The 21,246-nt window shown below is 43.7% G+C and carries 10 protein-coding genes; 5 read left to right on the top strand and 5 right to left on the bottom strand.

All coding sequences use genetic code 11. From position 1 onward, the window contains the following. Positions 1-19: 19 nt before the first annotated feature. Positions 20-1,045, bottom strand: coding sequence for an Atu2307/SP_0267 family LLM class monooxygenase (locus W7W_RS0102245; RefSeq protein ID WP_029510242.1), 1,026 nt, complete (start codon positions 1,043-1,045; stop codon positions 20-22). Between the two features lie 447 nt (positions 1,046-1,492). Here W7W_RS0102245 and W7W_RS0102240 point away from each other — a divergent pair, with 447 nt between their 5' ends. From W7W_RS0102240 to W7W_RS0102220, 5 genes are all read left to right on the top strand, one after another. Continuing rightward, entirely contained in the window at positions 1,493-2,038 is a 546-nt protein-coding gene (locus W7W_RS0102240) for a hypothetical protein (RefSeq protein WP_010662232.1), read from the top strand. A 413-nt stretch (positions 2,039-2,451) separates the two neighbouring features. Next, positions 2,452-4,431 carry a PKD domain-containing protein gene (locus W7W_RS0102235; protein WP_036162553.1) on the top strand — a complete coding sequence of 660 codons (1,980 nt, stop codon included), beginning with the start codon at positions 2,452-2,454 and terminating at the stop codon, positions 4,429-4,431. Positions 4,432-4,916: 485 nt separating this feature from the next. Then, the gene (locus tag W7W_RS0102230) at positions 4,917-10,898 is read left to right on the top strand and encodes a hypothetical protein (RefSeq protein ID WP_010662230.1); all 5,982 of its coding nucleotides are present in this window, start codon (positions 4,917-4,919) and stop codon (positions 10,896-10,898) included. 11 nt (positions 10,899-10,909) lie between these two features. Next, positions 10,910-12,970 (top strand): fibronectin type III domain-containing protein, encoded by a 2,061-nt coding sequence (locus W7W_RS0102225; protein WP_010662229.1) that lies wholly within the window; start codon positions 10,910-10,912, stop codon positions 12,968-12,970. A gap of 74 nt (positions 12,971-13,044) precedes the next feature. Next, positions 13,045-14,706 carry a hypothetical protein gene (locus W7W_RS0102220; RefSeq protein WP_029510240.1) on the top strand — a complete coding sequence of 554 codons (1,662 nt, stop codon included), beginning with the start codon at positions 13,045-13,047 and terminating at the stop codon, positions 14,704-14,706. An 88-nt stretch (positions 14,707-14,794) separates the two neighbouring features. On the opposite strand, the gene W7W_RS0102215 is transcribed toward W7W_RS0102220, so the two are convergent. The 4 genes from W7W_RS0102215 to W7W_RS0102200 form a co-directional block, all read right to left on the bottom strand. Continuing rightward, the gene (locus W7W_RS0102215) at positions 14,795-17,674 is read right to left on the bottom strand and encodes a serine/threonine-protein kinase (RefSeq protein ID WP_010662228.1); all 2,880 of its coding nucleotides are present in this window, start codon (positions 17,672-17,674) and stop codon (positions 14,795-14,797) included. 13 nt (positions 17,675-17,687) lie between these two features. Further along, on the bottom strand, positions 17,688-18,290 hold the full coding sequence (locus W7W_RS0102210) for an ECF-type sigma factor (RefSeq protein WP_010662227.1): 603 nt from the start codon (positions 18,288-18,290) through the stop codon (positions 17,688-17,690). A 116-nt stretch (positions 18,291-18,406) separates the two neighbouring features. After that, on the bottom strand, positions 18,407-20,902 hold the full coding sequence (gene hrpB / locus W7W_RS0102205) for an ATP-dependent helicase HrpB (RefSeq protein WP_234408340.1): 2,496 nt from the start codon (positions 20,900-20,902) through the stop codon (positions 18,407-18,409). 128 nt (positions 20,903-21,030) lie between these two features. Beyond that, a complete protein-coding gene (locus tag W7W_RS0102200; RefSeq protein WP_010662225.1) occupies positions 21,031-21,231 on the bottom strand; it encodes a dodecin family protein in 201 nt (66 codons plus the stop codon). Between the last annotated feature and the right edge of the window lie 15 nt (positions 21,232-21,246).

Below are 21,246 nucleotides of genomic sequence, written 5' to 3'. Positions count from 1 at the left end.
AACTCGTTAACAGTTGAAGTCAAATTGCCTTTCTTATCGCCGGAACCACTTTTTCTCCGAACATTTCGATGGTTTTCATCAGCTGTTTATGCGTCGGTCCTCCTACATCCACATGAGCGATGTATCTGGTGAGACCAAACATTTCTATGGTTTCCAGAATTTTGTCGGTCACTTCTGATGGGTCGCCCATATAAAGTGCGCCATCCGGACTTAATCCGTGCAAAAACTGTTGTTTGGAATAAGGCATCCAACCCCTGGTAGCTCCAATTCGGTCCATTTGGGCTGCATATCCGGGATAATAGTTCTCCAGCAAATCATCAACCGAATTACAGACAAACGTGTGAGAATGTACGCCTATTTGCATTTTATTGATGTCGTGGCCATTTTTCTGATACTCTTCTTTGTAATATTCAACCAAGGGTTTAAACTGGCGTGGCATTCCGCCTATGATAGCGAACATAATGGGAAGTCCAAGTCGGGCAGCACGTTCTACCGATTGCGGAGTGCCACCTACGGCAATCCATACCGGTAATTTTCTTTCCGGGCGGGGATAAACGGTTTGCTCATTTAGTGAGGCTCTGAATTTTCCTTCCCAGCTGATGGTCTCTTCATTATTAAGTTTAAGCAATAAATCGAGCTTTTCGGTATAGAGTTCGTTGTAATCTTTTAAATCATAACCAAACAGAGGGAATGATTCTGTAAAACTGCCGCGTCCGGCAATAATTTCCGCGCGATTGTTTGAAAGCAGGTCGAGTGTTACGTAGTCCTGATAAACTTTAACGGGATCGGAAGAGCTAAGAACGGTAACACCACTGGCAAGTTTTATTTTTTTAGTAACAGATGCCAAAGCAGCCAAAACAATCTCGGTGGATGAAACGGCATAATCGGGGCGATGGTGTTCTCCCAGAACAAAACTGTCCAATCCAGCCTCTTCGGCCAGCTTTACCTGTTCTATCATTTCATTTAATCGTTCCCGGGGAGGTTGAAATTTATTTTTTTGACCTTCAATAGTGAGGTCTCCGAACATGCCTAAACCTAATTCCATATCTAATTTATATTCATTTAAAGATGTAGTATAACAGGGTGAGGGCCTATTCTGTTTAGGATAATTCATGGGCTTCCGGTTTTCTTCCTTTTTTGAGGGTGCCATTCTTTATTAGAATTCAATCGAATTCGCTACTTCCGAATAAAAATTTGGATTGCATCACGATCTTTCCAAAGACGTGATTTTTACTCCTGTATTCAGTCTAAGACCCAACTTTATTGGTGGCAAAACGAAACTATCTTATTATTAAAAAATAGTTTCTCCAGAGGTTTTGGAAATTATTTTTAAAAAATCTGACCCGCTTTTTATTTTTTTACGTGATATGTAAATACTAATACATTTTAGCGCAAAAAGAAGTTTGCAAAAGGGTTGCAGACCTAAAAAATAGTTTAATATCCTAAAATCGTAAATTTGAAATTAACACAAAACGTTTTAATCATTTTGTCCATGTCTTTCGCACTATTTGCTTGCAGTGAAGACGAGAATAATACAGAAACAAATGACGACAAAAATCCTTCAATTTCGTTGGATGAAGTTTCTAATGGAGACGGTGCATATAGTATTGAAGGCGATGCTGTTTTGAGTGGGTCGGGTTTGGCCACATACTATTACAATTCTGCAATGAAACAGGATGAAACCCAGTGGTCTGTGCACACAGTAGAAATTGAAGATGTGGAAAAAGGAGTCGTTGTAACCATTGACTTCTATGTGTTAGATGCTGAAGCCAACGCTTTTGGAGGAAAGTTGCCGGAACCTGGAATTTTCAGGGTATATGAACCAGGTCTTTCCACTCCGGAGGACGATTATGCAAAGGTTAATGTTTATGGGGATGGGTTGAATTCTTTTTTTACAACTGATGAAGAGAGCCAACTGGAACTTTCTGTTGATAGTGATGGGGTTTGGGAAGCTTCTTTCAGCAATGTGCTGGACGATTATGAAACAGATGAAGTTATTACGCTTCATTTTGCCTTTAAGGCCAAACCGCGGAATTAAGTGTCTGTCCATAAAGTTCCATTTGCGTTGTTACACCAACCCGCCAAAATATACTCAAGTAAACTCCGTTTTTGGCGGGTTGGCAAGCCTCGCAACTAGCACTTTCTTAACAGACACAGTTTCAGTTAGAAATTTTCCCGACTTTATAGACAGGCTCTAATTAGTATCTGTCCATAAACTAAGCGTTTTTCATGTGTTTGAGATAGAAAGTTCAAATTCAAGGCGTGTGAAAAATATAAACCGCAGAATACTAGTGTATTTGAGTGTTTAGATTTTGAGCAACAACGCAGAAGTTGGGCTTTATAGACAAACACTAATTAGTGGCAGTTCAGGCACAGTAAAAACTTCCCTAATTCATTGTTAGAACCCGATTATCTGAAATTCACTGAAAAATATCTTAAAACAATACCATTATGAAAACACGATTAAGCTTTAAATTAATGACACTCTTCATTGCAGGACTCTTTTTGTTTACTGCGTGTGAAGATGATGAGACAACCGATGATGTTGATGTTACCGTTACGGCTGAAGCGGTTGCAGAGACTACTGTAAATGTGGAAGAGGAAGTGCTCCTTGATGGTAGTAATTCGACCATTAATTCCGGGTCGCTTGAATTTTCCTGGACATTTTTCAGCAAGCCTGATGGGAGTAATGTGCAAATTGATGATGCTTTTTCCCCAATGGCTTCTTTTGTTCCGGATGTTGCCGGAGAATACGTAGTCGTTCTTGAAGTGAGTGATGGCAACGGCGAAACCGACCAGGACGATGTGACCATTGAAGTCATTTCCGATGTGGTGGAAATTACTGACGATATTACCACTGATGAAACCTGGACTGCAGGTACACTTTACCGCGTAATGAACAGTGTTTCGGTGGATAATGGAGCCAAACTAATCATTGAACCCGGTGTGAGGATTGAGTTTGTTCAGGATGCCGGACTAAGCATAGGTTCCGGAAATTCGGTGCTTGTAGCGGCAGGAACGGAAGAAAAACAGATTACGTTTACGGGTGTCCAGGAAGTAACAGGTTTTTGGAGGGGTATTAGCATTTTCTCCAATTCTGTGGAAAATGAAATCAGTCATGCCCAAATTCGTTATGCCGGTAGTACGTCAGCCGGTACCTATTTCGAAGCTGCGGCACTTACCATTGACCGTGCTAAGGTTCAGCTATCAGATGTGACCATTGCAAACAGCGGGCAGTATGGTATTCAAACGCGTCGTGATGAGTCAGAATTTCCCATGCAAAATATGACATTTCAGGAAAATGAAGGGGATCATGCCTATGTGCATATCAGTCAGTTGGGCTATTTTGATGAGGCCAGTGTTTTTGATGGTGCCGGATATGTAACGGCCTATGGCGGAGGTACCACGCATGACATGACCATATCTGCGCTGAATGATGCAAAATATCAGATTGTAAATCATGTGGATTTTGAACATGAGATTGTAATAAACGATGGAGCAATATTTGAATTTGGTCCGGACGCTGGTATTGTTGTTCGCAATGGATCGGTGATTAAGGCCAATGGTACGGAGTCCAATAAAATTGTTTTTACCGGCACCAGCAAAACTGCCGGGGCATGGAGAGGTATTCATATTGGTTCTTCTTCAGTGGATAACATTATCGAACATGCTGAAATCAGTTATGGCGGGAGTACCAATATGGCGACCTATTTTGATAAAACGAACATGGTTATAGATAATGCTAACATTACCCTTCGCAATGTTTCTTTTACAGGAAGTGCCGGTTATGGTATTGAAACCAGAAGAAATGGTTCTGATTTTTCTGTTGAAAATTGTGTGTTTGATGATAATGCCGGATCACACATGTTTATCCACCCTGAACAAATAGATTTTGTGGACAACCAGACCAATTTTAATGGTGGAGATGTGGAAATTTATCGCGGGGATACCGAGGAAAGCGGAAGTGAAACCTGGAGTAACCTGAATAACGGGGTTTATTATTTTTCAGGTTCTGTGAGTATTGATAACACAGTGACTATTGAGCCCGGTGCGTTTTTCGAGATGGGTACTGATGTCAGACTTCATGTGAATAATGTAATTAAGGCCGAAGGAACCAGTGATAACTGGATCGTATTTTCAGGTAGGAGTAAGGCTAAAGGTGCCTGGGATGGAATTCTTGTTACATCCTCTTCGGTAGAAAATATCCTTGATTATGTGAAAATTGAGTACGGCGGCGGAGGCGATCTGGCCACTTATATGGATGCAGGTAACCTTGGAGTTTATGGTGATGCCTATTTAAGTGCCCCTAACCTTGAGATAGAAAAGAGTGCCGCTTATGGTATTATCGTTCGCGTAACCCGCGATGCTATTTTCAACGGTGGTAATATTTCTTACCTGAGCAATGATCTTGATGATTTTTATACTTATTAAAACGAAACCATAACGAGAGGGTTGCCCGGTTTTTTATCCAGGCAACCCTTTTTCGAAATTGTTGCTACGCAATTATTCTTTTGTTCACAAATTGCACGAATTCTTGCAACCAAGCGACAGAGCCTGGTGTCAAGTCAAGTGAAGAATGTCGGGTAAGCCACCGCTATTTTTCACCTTGTGCAAATCAACAAAAAAGTAAGCATAGCCATACCTACGTGAGTCTTTTTTAGAGAAGCACAAGGTAGAAAGATCAAAGTTTGGCCCGTCAGACTATGCTTGACTTGACACCAACGGAACAGCTGTTTTTTTATAAGCAAAGATGCAGGGTTGAGCGACAATTTTTTGAAAACCGTCGCTTTGCTCTTCAGAGGAAGCCGGTTCTAAGCCGGCTTTTCTTGTTTTTAAGACAAAACCATCCTGAAATCTGACCCAATTTCTCTCTTTTTACGTGTATACCATATAAACACAAAATTAATGGCCAGATTATGAAGATTTTTAAATTTTACAACTCCGGGATTGGGATACTTCTTTTGTTGATGTTGTCTTTTTCGGCTATGATAAAAGCGCAGGATCGACCAATAAATATCACTGTTCAGGTGATTCCGCCGTATTCTCCTTATTTTTCTGATTACATAGGTAATGATGGTCGTTTTAACTCAAGGTTTAGCGACCTGATAATGGTGACGGTGCAAAACGCCGATATGAATAATTCTTACCAGATAAAGTTGATTCCTGAAATGCAATCGGGGAATAATTTTAACGGAAGGATTTCGCCTGATTTTGTCCCGGAACGTCCTTTGTATCTTGAACCCGGCGAAGTAAGGGTTCTAAACCTGAGTGATCTCGCCGCTGTTAATTCAAATTTGAGTTATGGTTATATTAACTTTTCGGGGATAAGCGAACGCACATTGATGCAGACGGGGGTTTTGCCTGAAGGGAATTATCAGTTGTGTATGCGGGCTTACGATTATAGAAGTTCGGCTCCTTTGTCTTCCACCCAGCCTCAGGGGTGCAGTTCGCCTTTTTTGGTGGTTCATCCTGACCCGCCCGTTATAACTTATCCTCCCGATGGTGCAACTCTTGCCATTGAAGACCCGCAGATTCTTCAGTTTAACTGGACACCACCGGGTGGAGGCACGGGAATGTATGAATACGATGTGCGTATGGTTGAGCTTTCTGCTTATCAGAGCGACCCGTATAATATAATGAACAATAGTGACTTGGCCTTTTATCGTGAGCAGGGTCTGGTCGCTCCGGCTTTGCTGTACGATATGAGTAAACCCGAGCTGGAACCGGGAAAAACTTATGCCTTAAGGGTTACAGCCAAAGATCCTGATAACGAAGTATTGATAAAGAACGATGGCCGAAGTGAAATTCATGTTTTCACCGTAATGGCGGATTCGGCATCTAATACTGAGGCCTCTGATGATGAAGTTTCTGATACCGACGGTTCTTTCCTTTGCGGGGGAGGGTGTGATTTTGATCTGTCCGGAGTTGATCGTACTGCGGTGGATACTTTTAGTGTTGGTGATGTCATCAAAGCCGGCCATTTTGAGGTGGAAATTACTTCGGCAACCTGGTCTGGTGACGTGCTCAACGGTGAAGGGAAAATATTGCCCGGCAGCTTTATTCCGGTTTCCGTGACTGCTGAGTTAAAGAATCTGGAAGTAAATTCCGACGGACGTGTATTCGAAGGAAAGGTGCAGGCCATGGCCGAAAATACCAATTTTTCCAATCAAAGTATGCTTTCCGATTTGGGAGATCAAATAGACTTGCCCGACAGTGACCTTTCCGCACTTTATGATTATCTAAACGATCCGGGAAATCTTTTGGCCAGCCTGCAAAGCGATACGGAGGTTCAATTGCCTGTTGGCATTGGAACGCCCGGCGATTATTATAAAGTGGCGGTGGTTGGGTTAATTTTAAATCCTGATAAGGCTACATTCAATACAGTTTCGATGATAAAATTGCCCGATGAACAGGACAAATACCTGAAACTGGGCTCAAAGAATATTTGTATCAACCCCGGAGGTATTGCCCAAACCGACTCGGCGACCATGTTCCTGATGGAGGATGTGCAAATTGCTATTTCGGACGATGTAAAACTTACATTAGCTAAAAATGATGGCTCAACAGGGACTTTTGCGTCCTTTGGTTGCGAGGGGTTCGGCCAAATCTTTGCTGAAGGGGAATTTAGTCTGTCGCCTGAAATTATCCGTTACGAAAATGCTGATGGCTCTCAAAATGAAACCGATTCGGTAAGACTATCTTTTGCCACCAGCTTTTCTGACTGGTCCGACTGGTTGGTTTCTGCTAATTTGTTTGATCAGAATAGGCGTTATCAGTTTCCTGAGATGGAGGATTACAGTTTCCGCATCCAAAATGCTGTTTTAGACCACAGCGATTTGCGCAATGATGCCGCAATGGTATTTCCTCAACAGTATGCTTCCACCGATCAGAATGCAACGTGGAAGGGGTTGTATATAAAAACTTTTAACATGATGATGCCTCGTTTTATCGACAAAAACGGGAATGAACGCATTGAGGTTACCGGCTCCAATATTTTAATTGACCAACACGGGGTTTCCACTTTTATAGAGGCCAATAATTTGGTCACCCGGAACGAGGGAAGCATTGGTGACTGGGAATTTTCGTTGGATTATATGGCCATGGAGCTTGTTGCCAGTCAGCTTGATTCTGCTGCCATGAGGGGCGAGATGCTTATGCCCATATCCGATTCTACTTTCAATTACAGCACACAGCTAAGCTACTACAACGATGAGTTGGATTATGATTTTAATATTGTAACCAACGACCGCATAAGTGTACCCATGTGGTATGCTCAGATGGACTTGTATGAATCGTCCGAACTCGACCTGTCGATCCGAAATAACAGCGATGTAACCATTCAGGCTACATTGAACGGAAAACTGAGTCTCGACAGTGTGGCCGGCGATCTGGATAAGATTTCTATCGGCGGATTGGAGTTTGAACAATTGGTACTCAGAAATAAGCCTCAGTATTTACGTCTTGACGGCGGTGTGGCTCTTGATGCTTCAACCTCTCCGGGATTACTGGGATTTGGGGCCAATCTGGGTGACAATAACAATTCCGGAAACGGGGCAAGCTTTGACATTGGACTGAATGAAGTTAGTGGTTCCAGAACGTCATTGTATCTCGATATGGGACTGAATTTCACCGGTTCGGGAAGTGCCAATTCTCTGTCGGGTCATACCCGGTTGAATCTGGAAGCCAGCTACAATGCCAGCGAATTGAAGTGGGAAAGCAGCGATGTGTTTATCGAAGACATCCAGCTGGATGCCAACATGGGTGTGATGGAAGTGCAGGGAATGATTAAATTTTTCAAGGATGACCCGGTTTATGGCAAAGGGTTCCAGGGTTCTGTTAATTCACAATTTCTTGAAACCATCAATGTCAATGCCAATGCTCTCTTTGGAAATGTTGACGATTACCGGTATTTCTATGTTGATGGTTCTACCCGCTGGGGTGGTGGTGGTATAGGATTCTTCGGACTGGGCCTTTACGGCTTTGGCGGAGGGTTTGCCTACAATATGCAAAATCAAACGTTGCCAACTACCGATCAACTTGACCAGTCAGGTAGTTCGATAAGTTCCGATTATCAGCCTGATGAAGGTTCCATGGGACTAAAAGCCACCGTTATTGGCGGGCTTCAGGGAGATCCCCGTCCCTGGAATTCGGATGTGACTTTTGAAGTGGCCTGGAATTCAAGCAGTGGATTATCCAGCCTGGATATAGGGGGAGATTCTTATTTTATGCAGGATATTATGGATCGTTCCAATCCTGAGTTTCTGGGAACGCTTGATATGACCTACGATTTTAACCAGGGCATTTTTTCCGGAACGGCCGATAAAGACATACGGATTCCGGCCTCCGATCCCATGATTACCGGGGATATGCCGGCTCAGTTTTATTTCGATTTTCAACCCAATATGGGTCTTCGCAAGTGGTATTTGAAATTGGGAGAGCCTAACGACAGGATTAATACAACCGTGTCGCTTACCGATGATATCTCCTTTACCAATGGGTCTTATTTTATGGTAGGCTCCGATATTCCGGGGATGCCACCGCCACCGGCTGAGATTCTAAACGAATTATCAATTTCGCCGCCCGACAGGCCCAACCAAACAGCTATTGAACATGGCGCAGGGTTTGCCCATGGTCTCAAACTGGATTTCGATGTGAAAAAACTGGATGCCGTTGTGTGTTACATTGATGTTGGATTACTGGCAGGTTACGATATATCTGTGATGAATTGGTCGAGAGCCGGCATTTTATGTAATGATCGATCCAACTTCGGTGTCAATCAGTGGTATGCAAAGGGTCAGGTTTACTTTTTGGCCAATGCTCATTTTTACGGATGGGCCGGAACCTATTTCCGTACCAGTATTGCTGGATTGGCACAAGGGGGATTACCAAACCCGTCGGGTATTAAAGGAAAAGTTCAGGCTACTTTTGACGTGGGCTTTGACACCTGGAGTCCCTCAAAAACCTTTTACGTAGGTGAGATTTGTAATATGACGGTGCCCGAAAACTCCGAGCCCGATGTGGTAAACCCTTACGAAGATGTGGAATTTATCACGCGTTTGACACCGGATGAGGGGAACGACCAGGTCTCACCGGTTGTTTCGCCCGAGGTGGAATTCAATTATCCAGTTGAAAAAGTCAGAGATTACGTCTTTTCTGATGGCATGGGTGGAACCCAGAGTGTCAGCTACAAAATTGAGTACGATATTTTCATCGAGGAGAATAATGGTTCTCAGCGGGTGGATTTAGAAGTAGCGCCATCCCCGGATAATAAGAAACTCACTGTGTCGCTTAATGAGCAATTGAAGCCGGAAACCAGCTATGAGATTGTTGCAGAGGTACAACTGCTTCAAAAAGACCAAAATCGTTGGAAGGAAGTTTCCATAGGTAGTGATGCCGTGAGAGAAGTGAAGCGTCATGTTTTCAAAACCACTACCAAGCAGAGAATTGTGGATGCTGATATAGCTGAATCGATTCCGGTAAGGCGACAGCGTTACTTCAAGAAAGATGATCATCCGCAGGGAAGCATTGAATTTAAGTCGGATATGAGTGGTTTCTTCAGTCAGTTTTCCAATTCGGATATTAAGGTGAGAATTGTATCCCGCGATGAAGAAGAAACTTATCTCGAGGATGCAACGGTCAGCTCCAGGCATTTGACTTATAACATGCCAGATTTAAACCCTGAAACCATCTATAAACTGGAGGTGCTTGCAGTTGCTTCTGATGAAGAACCACAATCCCGGGAGAACCCGACCTGGGGCCAGGGGGGCGGTTTTGCCACGTCTGTTTTGTGGGGTGGTAGTGTGCAAAGCTATGTTGCGGATGGTTCAAATTCTCACTCCGGAACAGGTAACACAGCTAATACCAGTGCCATCAGCACCAATACCATTAGTGTCAGTACCGTCAATTCCAATACAATTAGTACACAGGCAGTAAATACCAGCACTTCCGCTAAAAACAAAATCGGTACGGGTAACATCAATACCGGGGCATTAAATACCAATATTTCAGCCAATGATTTGGGAATTGATCCCACACTGTTTGCTCCGGTGATTTTGGAATATCATTTCCGTACCAGCCAGTTTACCACACTTTGGGCCAAGGTAAACAGTGTGACCAGTGCAAGTGCCGTTGTTCACAATCAGTATGTTGGGGGTGAGCAGGTAAAAAAGCTGGAAATACGCCTCAAAGGCCCGGAACGCTTCGAAGGACATCAGGAATATTTGAATAATGAGCTCGAATTTGAAGATGTTAACTTCAGGCTTCAGCATCTGGATGGGGTGTCGGATAATTTCCTTCCCGGTTGGTATCTGAATGGTGTTTCCTATTCGGTTAGTTCTGGCCAGTCATGGACCACCAAAGCTAAAAACCAGGTGCTCCAGCAGGTATCACCTTATCAGGCTTTTGGACAGGATCCCTACAAACTTCGAGGCTATTACGGATTTGGAACGTTGCCTGCATATTTCGACGGGCCATTGTCCGACAATAACATTGAATATGGATGGGAGCCCGATTACAACAATACTTCCGAAAGTCCGGGAGGTAACTTCGGAGCATACAGCAATGGTCAAAATGTGAATTTTAATAGCAGCTATTTCAATACCAAAGTGAATTTTGCCGATGGGATAAATTCCGGAAACCAGGATCTGACGACTGTTATGGCGGTTTATGTGGAACTGGAAAAGGAAATCTATCAGGAATTCGTCAATGAAACTGTTTCGGCAGTTGAGGTTGCCAGGCTTTTTGGTAGCGGAAATCAATCCGGTCCCGGACCGGGGAGTGTTAGAACGAATCCGGATGGCACCGCTGAATATGTATCTATGCCAACGGGTGCTTACGAGTTATGGTTTAGTGTATTTAGAGGAAGTACTGTTAACAAAACCGTTCAGTTTAATTTTTAAAATTTTAAGGCATGCGATGTATCATCCTAACAATATTATTTGGTTTTATTCCTTTTCTTGCAGTTGCCCAGGAGAACCAATCGTTCGGTCTCTTTTCAAAGTTTGAAGAGGGGAAGGTTTATCTGAAAATTCAACCACTTGAAGGCAGCGCCTGGTACTTGGGAAAATCCAACGGCTACGTGATAGAACGTAGAGACGTTGGTTCTGAATCCGCATTTCAGAAAATTACTGAATCGCCCTTGCTTCCACTGCCTGCGGGAGAAATGGAGGCTTTAAGCGGTGACTTTCCTTTTGTTGGCGAGTTGAAAGCCATTCTATACGATATGGAAACCGGGGCCCAGGTGGATGAAACTAATTTTGCGGCCGTGGAAGCAAAAGAGGAGGAGCTGGAAGGACGATTGTTTCTGCACTTTTACCTTTCGGCCATGTCGGAAGCTGCCAGTGAAGCATCCGGATTGCAGTTTGTGGACCATTCGGCAGAGGCCGGGCGCAGCTATGAATACCGGGTACGGATAGCCGGGGAAGATCAGTATAGCAACCAAAAAGTGGTGAATACTTTTCGGGAAACCACCTATACCATTCCCGAGCTCAACCTGACAGGTCTCGATAAAGCGGTGCGTATCAACTGGTATCATAAATCATTTAAGAAAAAATATATTGCCTATCGGTTAGAGCGGTCAGAAAATGGGCAGGACTGGGATTATCTGGGCAGTTCGCCCATTGTTTACAACCGTCGTGTTTCGGAAGATTCTGAAGACCTGGAATCTGGTTATATCTACGAAGGCGACAGTCTGAGTGCAAATTATCAGCCTTATTATTACCGGCTTACAGCAATGGATTTTTTCGGTTACAGTGCAGGTCCGGGGCAAAGATACGATGTTATGGGCCGCGATCTTGAGCCGCCTGTTCAACCTTCCGATGTAGAGGCCGGGTATTCCCCCCGGGAAGGAATGTATATTACCTGGGATTACCCAGATGGGGCACGGGTGGACGACCTTGACGGGTTTTTTATAGGAACAGGGGCAAGTCCTGAAGGGCCTTTTGAACCGTTGAATAAGAAGGTGTTACCGCCTGATACGCGCTCTTTTGTGCATTCTGAGCCCAATCAGGGCGGAAGAAATTTTTACATCGTTACAGCCATTGATACTTCAGGAAATTACAAACACTCCCTTCCGGTTTATGAAATCATTCCCGATTCTCTTCCACCAGCATCCCCCCGGGAACTGGCCGGAGTAATAGATTCCAGCGGCGTTGTGGAGCTTCACTGGACAAAAGGGGAAGAGGCCGACCTGATGGGCTATCGTGTTTTCCGTGCCAACACCCGTGACCACGAATATGTGCAACTGACCCAGGAACCTTTGCAGGATACGCTTTACACCGATAGCATTTCTTTAAAGACGCTTACGAAGCATGTATTTTACAAAATCGTGGCGGTGGATAATAACTTTAATCATTCTGGTTTTTCCGCACCACTGAAGCTTTACCGGCCCGATATCATGCCACCTGTGGCGCCTAAAATTAAACAGGCGCATTGGGGGGATGGAACCGTTCGGGTCACCTGGGTTCCAGGGACCAGTCGCGATGCACAGGCAGATATTCTGTTAAGGCAAACCAATGGGCTTTGGGATGAGGTTGGTGTTTTTGAAGATGGGGAAGTTGCTTTCACCGACTCGTTTCCATCCAGTCAGGAATATGTTCAGTATGCCATGCTTTCGCGGGACGAGAGCGGCCTGCTTTCTGATACTTCTCAGGTACGAACGGTGCGAATGGTACAGTTTTACGAAGTGGAACCCGTTGACGACCTGAATGCCATATTTAATATGGAAAACCGGCAGGTGGAATTGAGTTGGAATTATGGTGGTAATGAGGAGGTGTATTACATCATTTTTCGCGGTGATGAAGAGAAAAGTATTCGCATGTATGACACGTCCTCCGGAGAAAAGCAATCCTTTTCGGACAAATTGCTTCAGGCGGGGCAGAAGTATTCTTACGCTGTAAGAGTAAAAAGGAGGGATGGAAAAACCAGTCCGCTGAGTGAAAATGTGGAGGTGGTTGTTCCGCAGGGAAATTAGTTGGCCTCCTTTTTTTCTGGAGCGAAGGTGTCAGTGCAGCGCAATACAGCTGCTAAATTTTAACTTAACATACTATGCGATATAAAATCATCATAATTTTTGTTTTGCTCTCATCACACTCCCTTTCCGGGCAGGACTTAGAACAGGTAGGTGAGGCCGACCCGGTAGATTTAAGTGGGTCCCTTTCGCTCCAAACGGGGTATTACAATACCAGCCTAAGTTACAACCGTCAGGACCCTTATGCTTTTAGTCTGATGGGCAGTGCGGTTTTGTCCCTATACGGATGGCAGGTTCCTTTCAATGTGTCGTATGCCAATCAACAGTTCAACTCCGGAAATCCCTTTCAGCAGTTTGGGTTGTCACCGAGGTATAAATGGATACAGCTCCATCTGGGGTATTCCAGTATGTCATTTTCACCCTATACTCTGAATAATCATACATTTCTGGGTGGGGGTATTGAACTTACACCTGGCAAATTCAGGTTTGGGATAATGTATGGTCGTTTGAGGGAAAAGCAGCAACAATTGGATGGACAGTACAGCAGTTTTCACATGCCTTCCTTCAAGCGAATGGGCTATGGGGTCAAGCTGGGATATGGAACTTCCTCCAGTTTTCTTGATTTGATTTTGTTTAAGGCAAGTGATGATACCACATCGCTTCAATCGTCCGAAGACTTAGCGGTTTTACCTTCTGAAAACCTTGTACTAGGCATTTCAGGACGATTACAATTGTCTAATGCGTTGAGCTGGGAACTTCATACTGCCGGTAGTGCTTATACCAGAAACCTGTATTCAAGAGCCACTGAGGATGGCGAAGAATATATTCCCGGGGTTATTGCTTCACTATTCCAGCCCCGACATTCAAGCCGGTTTTCTTATGCCGGACACACATCATTACACCTTCAGTTAAAGGGTTTCAGTATTAAAGGGACCTATAAACGAATACAGCCCGGATTTTCATCCATGGGACTCTATTACATTACCGGTGACAAGGAGCAATACACCATAGCGCCTTCGCTGCGGTTGTTCCAGGGGCGGGTGAGTATATCCGGTTCACTGGGGCTGGAAAACGACAACGTCAAAAATACCAAGGCTGTCACCACTCATCGTCAGATTGGGTCGGCCAATTTTAATTGGAACACGCACGGCGCATTTGGGCTTTCATTGCAATACTCGAACTACCAAATGGACCAGAGTGCAGCTCTGCTGGATTTAAATGATACAACCAAAATAGCCATGGTCAATCGCAATATATCCATCATTCCAAGGTTGACGTTCCGAAAGGAGAACAAAACCCATCAGATAACCTTTTTTGCCAACAGCCAGGGGCTTACCGATTACAATGACTTTACCAGCGATATGAGTGAAACAAACACCTATACCGGCAATCTAAATTATTCATTTCGAAATCGGGACAATTATTTCAAAACCAAAACCGGACTGAATCTTACCCGGCTCAATACAGCTCTTAGCCAAATTCGCAGATACGGAATAACCCTGGCGGTGGGGAAGGGCTTTTTTGATGACAAACTGACAACGAATTTCCGAACCAATTACAGTAGAAATGAAGTGGACGGGGCATCAGCCGGATACATTCTTGGGTTTCATTTCAATTCAGGATATCAGTTGCCTTCCGGACATGCTTTTTCTCTTATGTTAAAAGTCACCAAAAATGAAACAGAGAATATGCGATTTTCAGAGAATATGGCCAGGTTGCAATATACTTACCGGTTTTGAGAAAGAACCTTATACCTCCAAAGGATTTTCACCCGCCTCCCGGGGTTGTCACTTTTAATGGCTGATTCGGGCGGGCGGTTTCTCATCATTAATTTATAGAAGATTTTAGCCTAAGTTCAAAACCCTTTTCTCCCGCCAGTTTCTGCAACTGGTTAATAAAATATTGGTTGGGATATTGACGGATGTTGAGCGATTGAAATAACCCGGTTAACTGTTTTGTAAGGTTTGAATTCTTTTTTGGACTTTGAGCCAGTAATTTCAGTGCAGAAGTGTACTCATATTTCCAATGGTCTTTGCCATGCAGACTATTAAAAATGGTCATTCCCTCTGTGGCAAATTTGTTGGCAAGAGTCCACTTCTGCATCTTTAAATAATATTCGGCAAGTAAAGTAGCACAGTCGCCGCGACGGGAATGAATTGAGTCAAATTTTTCATCGATGATGGCATAAGCTTTTTCGATGTGCGGATAAGCCTCATTCGGTTTTCCAGCATCCATCAGGCTGCGGCCCAAACGTGTCAGGGTAAATGCAATATTGGGATGTCCTTCGGGAAGAATATTTTTCTCTGTTTCATATACCTTCTGAAAAATGCTCGTGGCCAGCTCCGCCTTTCCCTGTTTTAGATAGGCATCGGCCAGATTGTATTTCGAGGTGATAATAGATTTGACATATTGCGGGTAATGCTTTTCTTTTATCTTCAATCCTTGTTTGTAATATTTTTCTGCTTTTTGATGCATACCGAAGTAGGCATAGGTTAAGCCTATGGTATTTAATCTGAAGGCGGTCCATATATGATTTTTACCATACTCTCTTAAAGATATTTCGTAAGCGGCTTCGGCGTAGGAAATACTTTTTCCAAAGTTATTTTTCTTTTTCTGAATACTTGATGCTGTATAGTATCTGTGAACCAGGTTTATGGCACTGTCGCCAGATGTTTGTTTGGTTTTTTTGATGCATTGGTTCATGAAATACTCAGCCGAATCGAGTTTTTCCAAATCCAGATACAGGAGTGCAATTTTTGACAGGTCATTAATTAAATATTCATTGGTTGAGTCTTTCATTGAGGCGTGTACCTTATAGGAGCGAAGTAAATATTTTTTGGAATTCGAATAATCGCTCAACCTGTGATAAATTTCTCCAAGAGTTGATTCAACACCCGCTATTTTTATCTCTTTCCGGAAATCGTTTTCTTCATTCATCCTGCGAAGGACTTCCTTGTATATGGGAACAGCCTGTTGGTAATCCGTTTTCAAGGCGTGTAAGTTTCCAAGAATTTCCAGGTCATAAGTTAAATCGACTGGATGTGTTTGGGCGTTGATGCTGTCTATTTTAAGAGCCTTGTCGATAAAATAGAATGCTGTATCTAACTGACTCCTTTTTCGGTAAAAGGAAGCATAATTCGAGTAGATATCGCTTAGGTCATGATGATTATCCGGTTTCAGAGAGTCTTTCAGATGATGGGCATTTTTTAGAGCTTGCAGGGCCTTATCAAAACTTCCGTTCTCCATAAAAACGGTTGACATGGTCAGAAGTATTTCTGCTTTGATATCGGGATCAATGTGAATGGCATTTGTAAGTCTATTATAGCCTTTGTCAAGCATTTCATCCACTGTTATGTCATTGGCAGAATTTACATAAGGGTCTCCCAGCGAAAACACACTTTTGAGATAATCGGTTACATTTTGAGCTTTGCTGGCCTGAAGTTCTGCTTTGCGGGCATTTTCACGGGCTCTGTTTTTTTGTTGGGTGATGGCTATTGTATAGTTTGCCATTAATCCTGTGATGACAATCAAAAAGAAGGAAGCAATTTGTAAAAGTGTACGATTCCTTTTTACGAATTTCGACAGCAGGTAATTAAAATGAAGTCCTCTTGCTTTTAAAGGTTGGTTGTTGAAGTAATTCTCAACGTCGGTTTGGAGTTCCTGAACCGTGCGATATCTTTCTGCCGGTTTTTCGCGGAGAGAAGTTGTAAGGAGGGCCTGTAAATCTCCCTTTAATATGTCGGAGAGTTGCTTTGTGTTTTCGAGCCCCCGATGTGCTAATATTGTTTTAACATCATTTCCAGGATACGTTTCAAAAATTGCAGCAACTGACGGGTGTTTAAAGTTATTTGTAATATCCTGCCAGTGGATTCCTGTGAGTAAATTGCATAGCAACAATCCCAGTTGGTAAACATCTGACAAGGTGGTTACTTTGCCATTGTTTTTTTGCTCTGGTGAAGCATACCGTGGTGTATAAGCCTGGAGTGATTCTTTGTTTGGTTCAACTTCTTCAGAAATCCGGGATATTCCGAAATCCATTAATTTTAGAAATCCGTTTTTGTCGATAAATATATTACCAGGCTTAAGGTCTTTATGAATTATAAGGTTTTGATGAGCATAATTTACAGCCTGGCAAACATCAATGAATAACTCTAACCGGTTGTCAATACTTAGGTTGTGTTGATTGCAGTAATCTGTAATGGGCAAACCTTCGATAAACTCCATGATAAAATAGGGGCGTCCTTCTTCGGTTAACCCGCTATCATAAATGGATGCAATGTGCGGATGATTCAAATCGGCCAGGATTTGTTTCTCCCGACGGAATTGTTCTTTCAACGGCTCATTATACAGACTCTCTTTCAGTACTTTAATGGCCACCTGTTGCTCATATTCGCCATCGGTTCGCCGGGCTCTGTAAACGTGCGACATTCCTCCACCCGAAATCAGTTCGATGATTTCATAGACGCCTATTTGGTAACCTACCGGATATACTTTTTCAGATATCGAATTTCTGATGCTTTCGCTTAGCCGTGAAAAGTAACTGGTTGCCAAATCGCGCCTCTCCAGTAAAGCTTTGAGTTCTTTGTAGTATTGGGGATATTTATCTTTGAGTTCCCGAAGGGTATCCTCAATATTCTCTGAGGAAGCAATATCTTCATCGATATATGGTTCAATAATTGGCCATATTTCGTCACTAATAATGTCCATATTGAAGCTGGAGTTATGCTGAGTATTCGATTTTTTGGGGAGTCTGAATTTGTTTAATTTTCTGATGCAACCAGATTTTCCCCAGGGCCCAGCTTCTTTTTACCGACGAAGGTGAAATGTTCAGGGCCTGTGAGGTTTCTTCGATGTTCATACCTCCAAAAAATCTGCATTCTACAATTTTAAGGACTGTTTTGTTGTATTCCTCCAGTTTTTTCAGCGCCATCTCCAGGGCTTCGATGTCTTCAGCCGCTTCCTGATTTAGATTGATATTGAACTGGTTTGGAATTTCTACAGGTTGATGGTCCCGCTTTTTGGCAAGTTTTTTTCGTGCATAATCAGCCAGAATATGTCTGATAGCCTTGGAGGCAATACTGTAAAAATGGCCGCGGCTTTCCCATTGCAGTGCGTCATTTCCTGCCAGTTTAATATAGGCTTCATGAACTAGGGCCGTTGTGTTTAACGTATCAAATTCCGAACGGTTGAATTTGATGTTGTGGGCCACTTTTTTCAGCTGCCCGTAAACAAGAGAGAAAAGTTGGTTGTAGGCTTTCTCGTCTCCATTGTTGCAGTCTTCCAGCAACTGTGTAATGTAGTTGTTTTGGTCATTCCCTTGCATAATGTGTTGGTTTAAGGTGTAAAGGTGTATACGTTCTGTATTAACCCAATACAATTAAATAAGTAACGGAATGCCTGAATAATTGTTTAAACTGCGTGTTGACTGGTTGAAATTAATTATTTCCTCTTCCTTTTTGTTCCCCTTATTGCTTCCTCTTTCCATGGGTCTTCGGGCCATACATGTTTTGGATAACGGTTTTTGAGCTCCTTCTTTACTTCAAAATAAGTGTTGTTCCAGAAACTGCGCAGGTCGGCAGTTACCTGTACAGGCTTGAAACCGGGAGAGAGCAAATGTAGCAATACAGCTTTTTTACCTTCGTTGACGGTAGGAGTATCGGCCATTCCGAACATCTCCTGCAGACGAACAGCCAATACCGGAGCCGATGCATCAGGCTGATAAATTATTTTTATTTTGGAGCCGCTTGGAACCGTTATCCGGGATGGAGCCAGGCGTTCCAGGTCAGTTTGTTTGTTTGGAGGGAGATGATAATGCAGGGCATTGAGTAAATCAATTTTTTTGAGGTCTTCGTTGCGTCTGATGCTGCCTAAATATGGGGTTAGCCATTCCTTGCAGGTTTTTAACAGTGAGGAGGTGGTAACATCCGGCCAGTCTTCTTCCGGACGCCAGGTTTTAAGACTGATTATTCGGTTTTGCCATTGTTCTATTTCATCGTTAAAATCCAGTAGGTTTTCACCCTCTTTGACGATGGCCTCGCAAATTGCGTTCATAACTTTATCCGGGTCCGGCGAATTTAGGGGTTTTGATTGCAACACCAGACTCCCAATACGTAAATCCCGGGTTGCTATGAGGCCTCCTTTCCGTGTGTCCCAGGTAATGGTTTCAGATGTTTTAATTAATGGTTTCAGGTCAGCAGGATTTAGAGGTGCCGCCAGAAAAATTTTACCCATTCCCTGACGTGCATCCATGTGGGCCACCGATAGCCAGGGTTCGTGGGCCAAATCATCTTTATGTGAGGCAATGGCATAGCTCCCGTTGGAGAGTTGAAAACGGGCTTCGTTTCCCGGCCGCGCCGATGCAATGCGTTCGGGATATGCGTGAACCAGTAACAAACCGGTATAGAACGGGTCAAACGATTCATTTTCAGGATTTCTGTTGAACATCCGGTGATAGTATTCGGCTACTTTTATAATTTGGTTCCACCGTTTGTTGTTTCGTTTCTCCCGCCGCTGACGCCGCAGTTCCTCCACTCTGAGATTAATATCAATTCCCGTTTCCCGGGGCATGGGATCGCGTTCTTCCAGTATGGCTGCCAGGTCGGCGGCGAGTGACAGGTGTCCTGAAGCATTGGCCATAAGCAGCATGTGTGCGATTCGTGGATGACAGGGAAGAGTGGCCATCTCTTTCCCATGTGGAGTTATCTGATTGTTTTCGAGTGCCTCCAGCAGATGGAGTGTCTCCAATGCTTCATCCACGTGAGATTTGGGCGGCGGAGTGGGCCAGTTTAGAGAATAGGCATCGGTTATTCCCCAAACCGCCAGGTCGAGAACCATGGAGGCCAAATCAGAAGTTTCAATTTCCGGTACCCTGTGTTCCTGCATTCGGTGTTCATCGGCCAGGGTCCAGAGGCGATAACATTTTCCGGGGCCGAGCCGTCCTGCCCGTCCTGCTCTCTGATTGGCTGCATCGAGCGTGATTTCTATGGTGGTCAGGCGTGAAAGTCCGGTTCCGGGGTCAAATTGAAGGGTACGTCCATAGCCGGAATCCACCACCACCGAAACGCCTTCGATGGTGAGACTGGTTTCCGCGATGGAAGTGGCCAATACCACCTTCCGTTTGCCATGCGTATTGGGCAAAATGGCAGCCAGCTGTGCTTTTTGGGGTAACTGACCGTAAAGCGGATGAATGGAAATATTTTCCAGGGTCCGTTTCAGAATCTCTTCGCATTTTCGTATTTCACCTTCTCCGGGAAGAAATGCAAGTATATCTCCTTTATCGTTTTTTGCAGCTCTGGAAACACCCGCTGCCACATTTTCAGCAATAACCATCACATCACGATTGCCTGTGTGGGTTATCTCTACCGGATACTGCCGTCCCCGGCTTTCCACAACCGGTGCTTCGAGCATTTCTGACAGATGCGGTAAATTTAACGTGGCTGACATAACCATTAGCCGTAAATCGGGACGCAGGACCTCCTGGCTTTGGCGTGTGAGAACCAGGGCGATATCAGCAAAAATGCTGCGTTCGTGAAATTCATCAAAAATGACCATACCCACATTTTCCAGGGCATTGTCGCTTTGGAGCATACGGGTGAGAATACCTTCTGTGACCACCTCAATACGAGTGGATTTTGTTACCCGGTTATCAAACCTTATCCGGTATCCAACACTTTGTCCAACTTCTTCATTGAGCAATGAAGCCATACGTATGGCAATGCTACGGGCCGCAAGACGGCGGGGCTCCAACATGATGATTTTTTTCCCTTCAAGCCACGGTTCATTCATTAGAGCTAAAGGCAGAAGGGTACTTTTTCCTGCACCCGGTGGAGCACTAACAATGAGTGTATTGCCTTTTTGAAGGTGTTTTCGGATTTCCGGTATCACCTCGTTTACCGGAAGGTTAATTTTTGAAGGATTGAATTGCACGCTGTTCACCTGATTAATTTGTGTTTTGCAAAGATACCGGATTCGGTGTTTATAAAAAACCGGGTAACCTTCAGCAAACATCCCATCAGGGACATTCCGTGGTTAACCGGAATACAAAGATTTAGAAATCAACTGAGCTAGTCTATCTCGAAGGATATTTTAGCATTAACGGCATAGGAAACGATCTGGTTGTTTTCTACATTGGCATTCATGTTTTCGATGTAAATTGATTTAATGTTTTTCACAGTCTTAGAAGCTTCCGCAATAGCGTTTTGTGTTGCTTCTGTGAAACCCTTGTCAGATGAAGCAATTACTTCAATTACTTTAACCATTTTCATAGTAAAAAAATTTTA

Origin of the sequence: Marinilabilia salmonicolor JCM 21150, assembly GCF_000259075.1 — a bacterium.
Lineage (GTDB): Bacteria > Bacteroidota > Bacteroidia > Bacteroidales > Marinilabiliaceae > Marinilabilia > Marinilabilia salmonicolor.
Note: the sequence above shows the minus strand (reverse complement) of the source record. Positions and strands in the feature narration are given on the sequence as shown.

Bases quoted from the DNA above. Each gene is read 5' to 3' on its own strand.
- W7W_RS0102210 (WP_010662227.1), bottom strand. From the start codon at position 18,290: ATGCAAGGGAATGACCAAAACAACTACATTACACAGTTGCTGGAAGAC.
- W7W_RS0102220 (WP_029510240.1), top strand. From the start codon at position 13,045: ATGCGATATAAAATCATCATAATTTTTGTTTTGCTCTCATCACACTCC.
- W7W_RS0102240 (WP_010662232.1), top strand. From the start codon at position 1,493: ATGTCTTTCGCACTATTTGCTTGCAGTGAAGACGAGAATAATACAGAA.
- W7W_RS0102200 (WP_010662225.1), bottom strand. From the start codon at position 21,231: ATGAAAATGGTTAAAGTAATTGAAGTAATTGCTTCATCTGACAAGGGT.
- W7W_RS0102230 (WP_010662230.1), top strand. From the start codon at position 4,917: ATGAAGATTTTTAAATTTTACAACTCCGGGATTGGGATACTTCTTTTG.
- W7W_RS0102245 (WP_029510242.1), bottom strand. From the start codon at position 1,045: ATGGAATTAGGTTTAGGCATGTTCGGAGACCTCACTATTGAAGGTCAA.
- W7W_RS0102225 (WP_010662229.1), top strand. From the start codon at position 10,910: ATGCGATGTATCATCCTAACAATATTATTTGGTTTTATTCCTTTTCTT.
- W7W_RS0102235 (WP_036162553.1), top strand. From the start codon at position 2,452: ATGAAAACACGATTAAGCTTTAAATTAATGACACTCTTCATTGCAGGA.
- W7W_RS0102215 (WP_010662228.1), bottom strand. From the start codon at position 17,674: ATGGACATTATTAGTGACGAAATATGGCCAATTATTGAACCATATATC.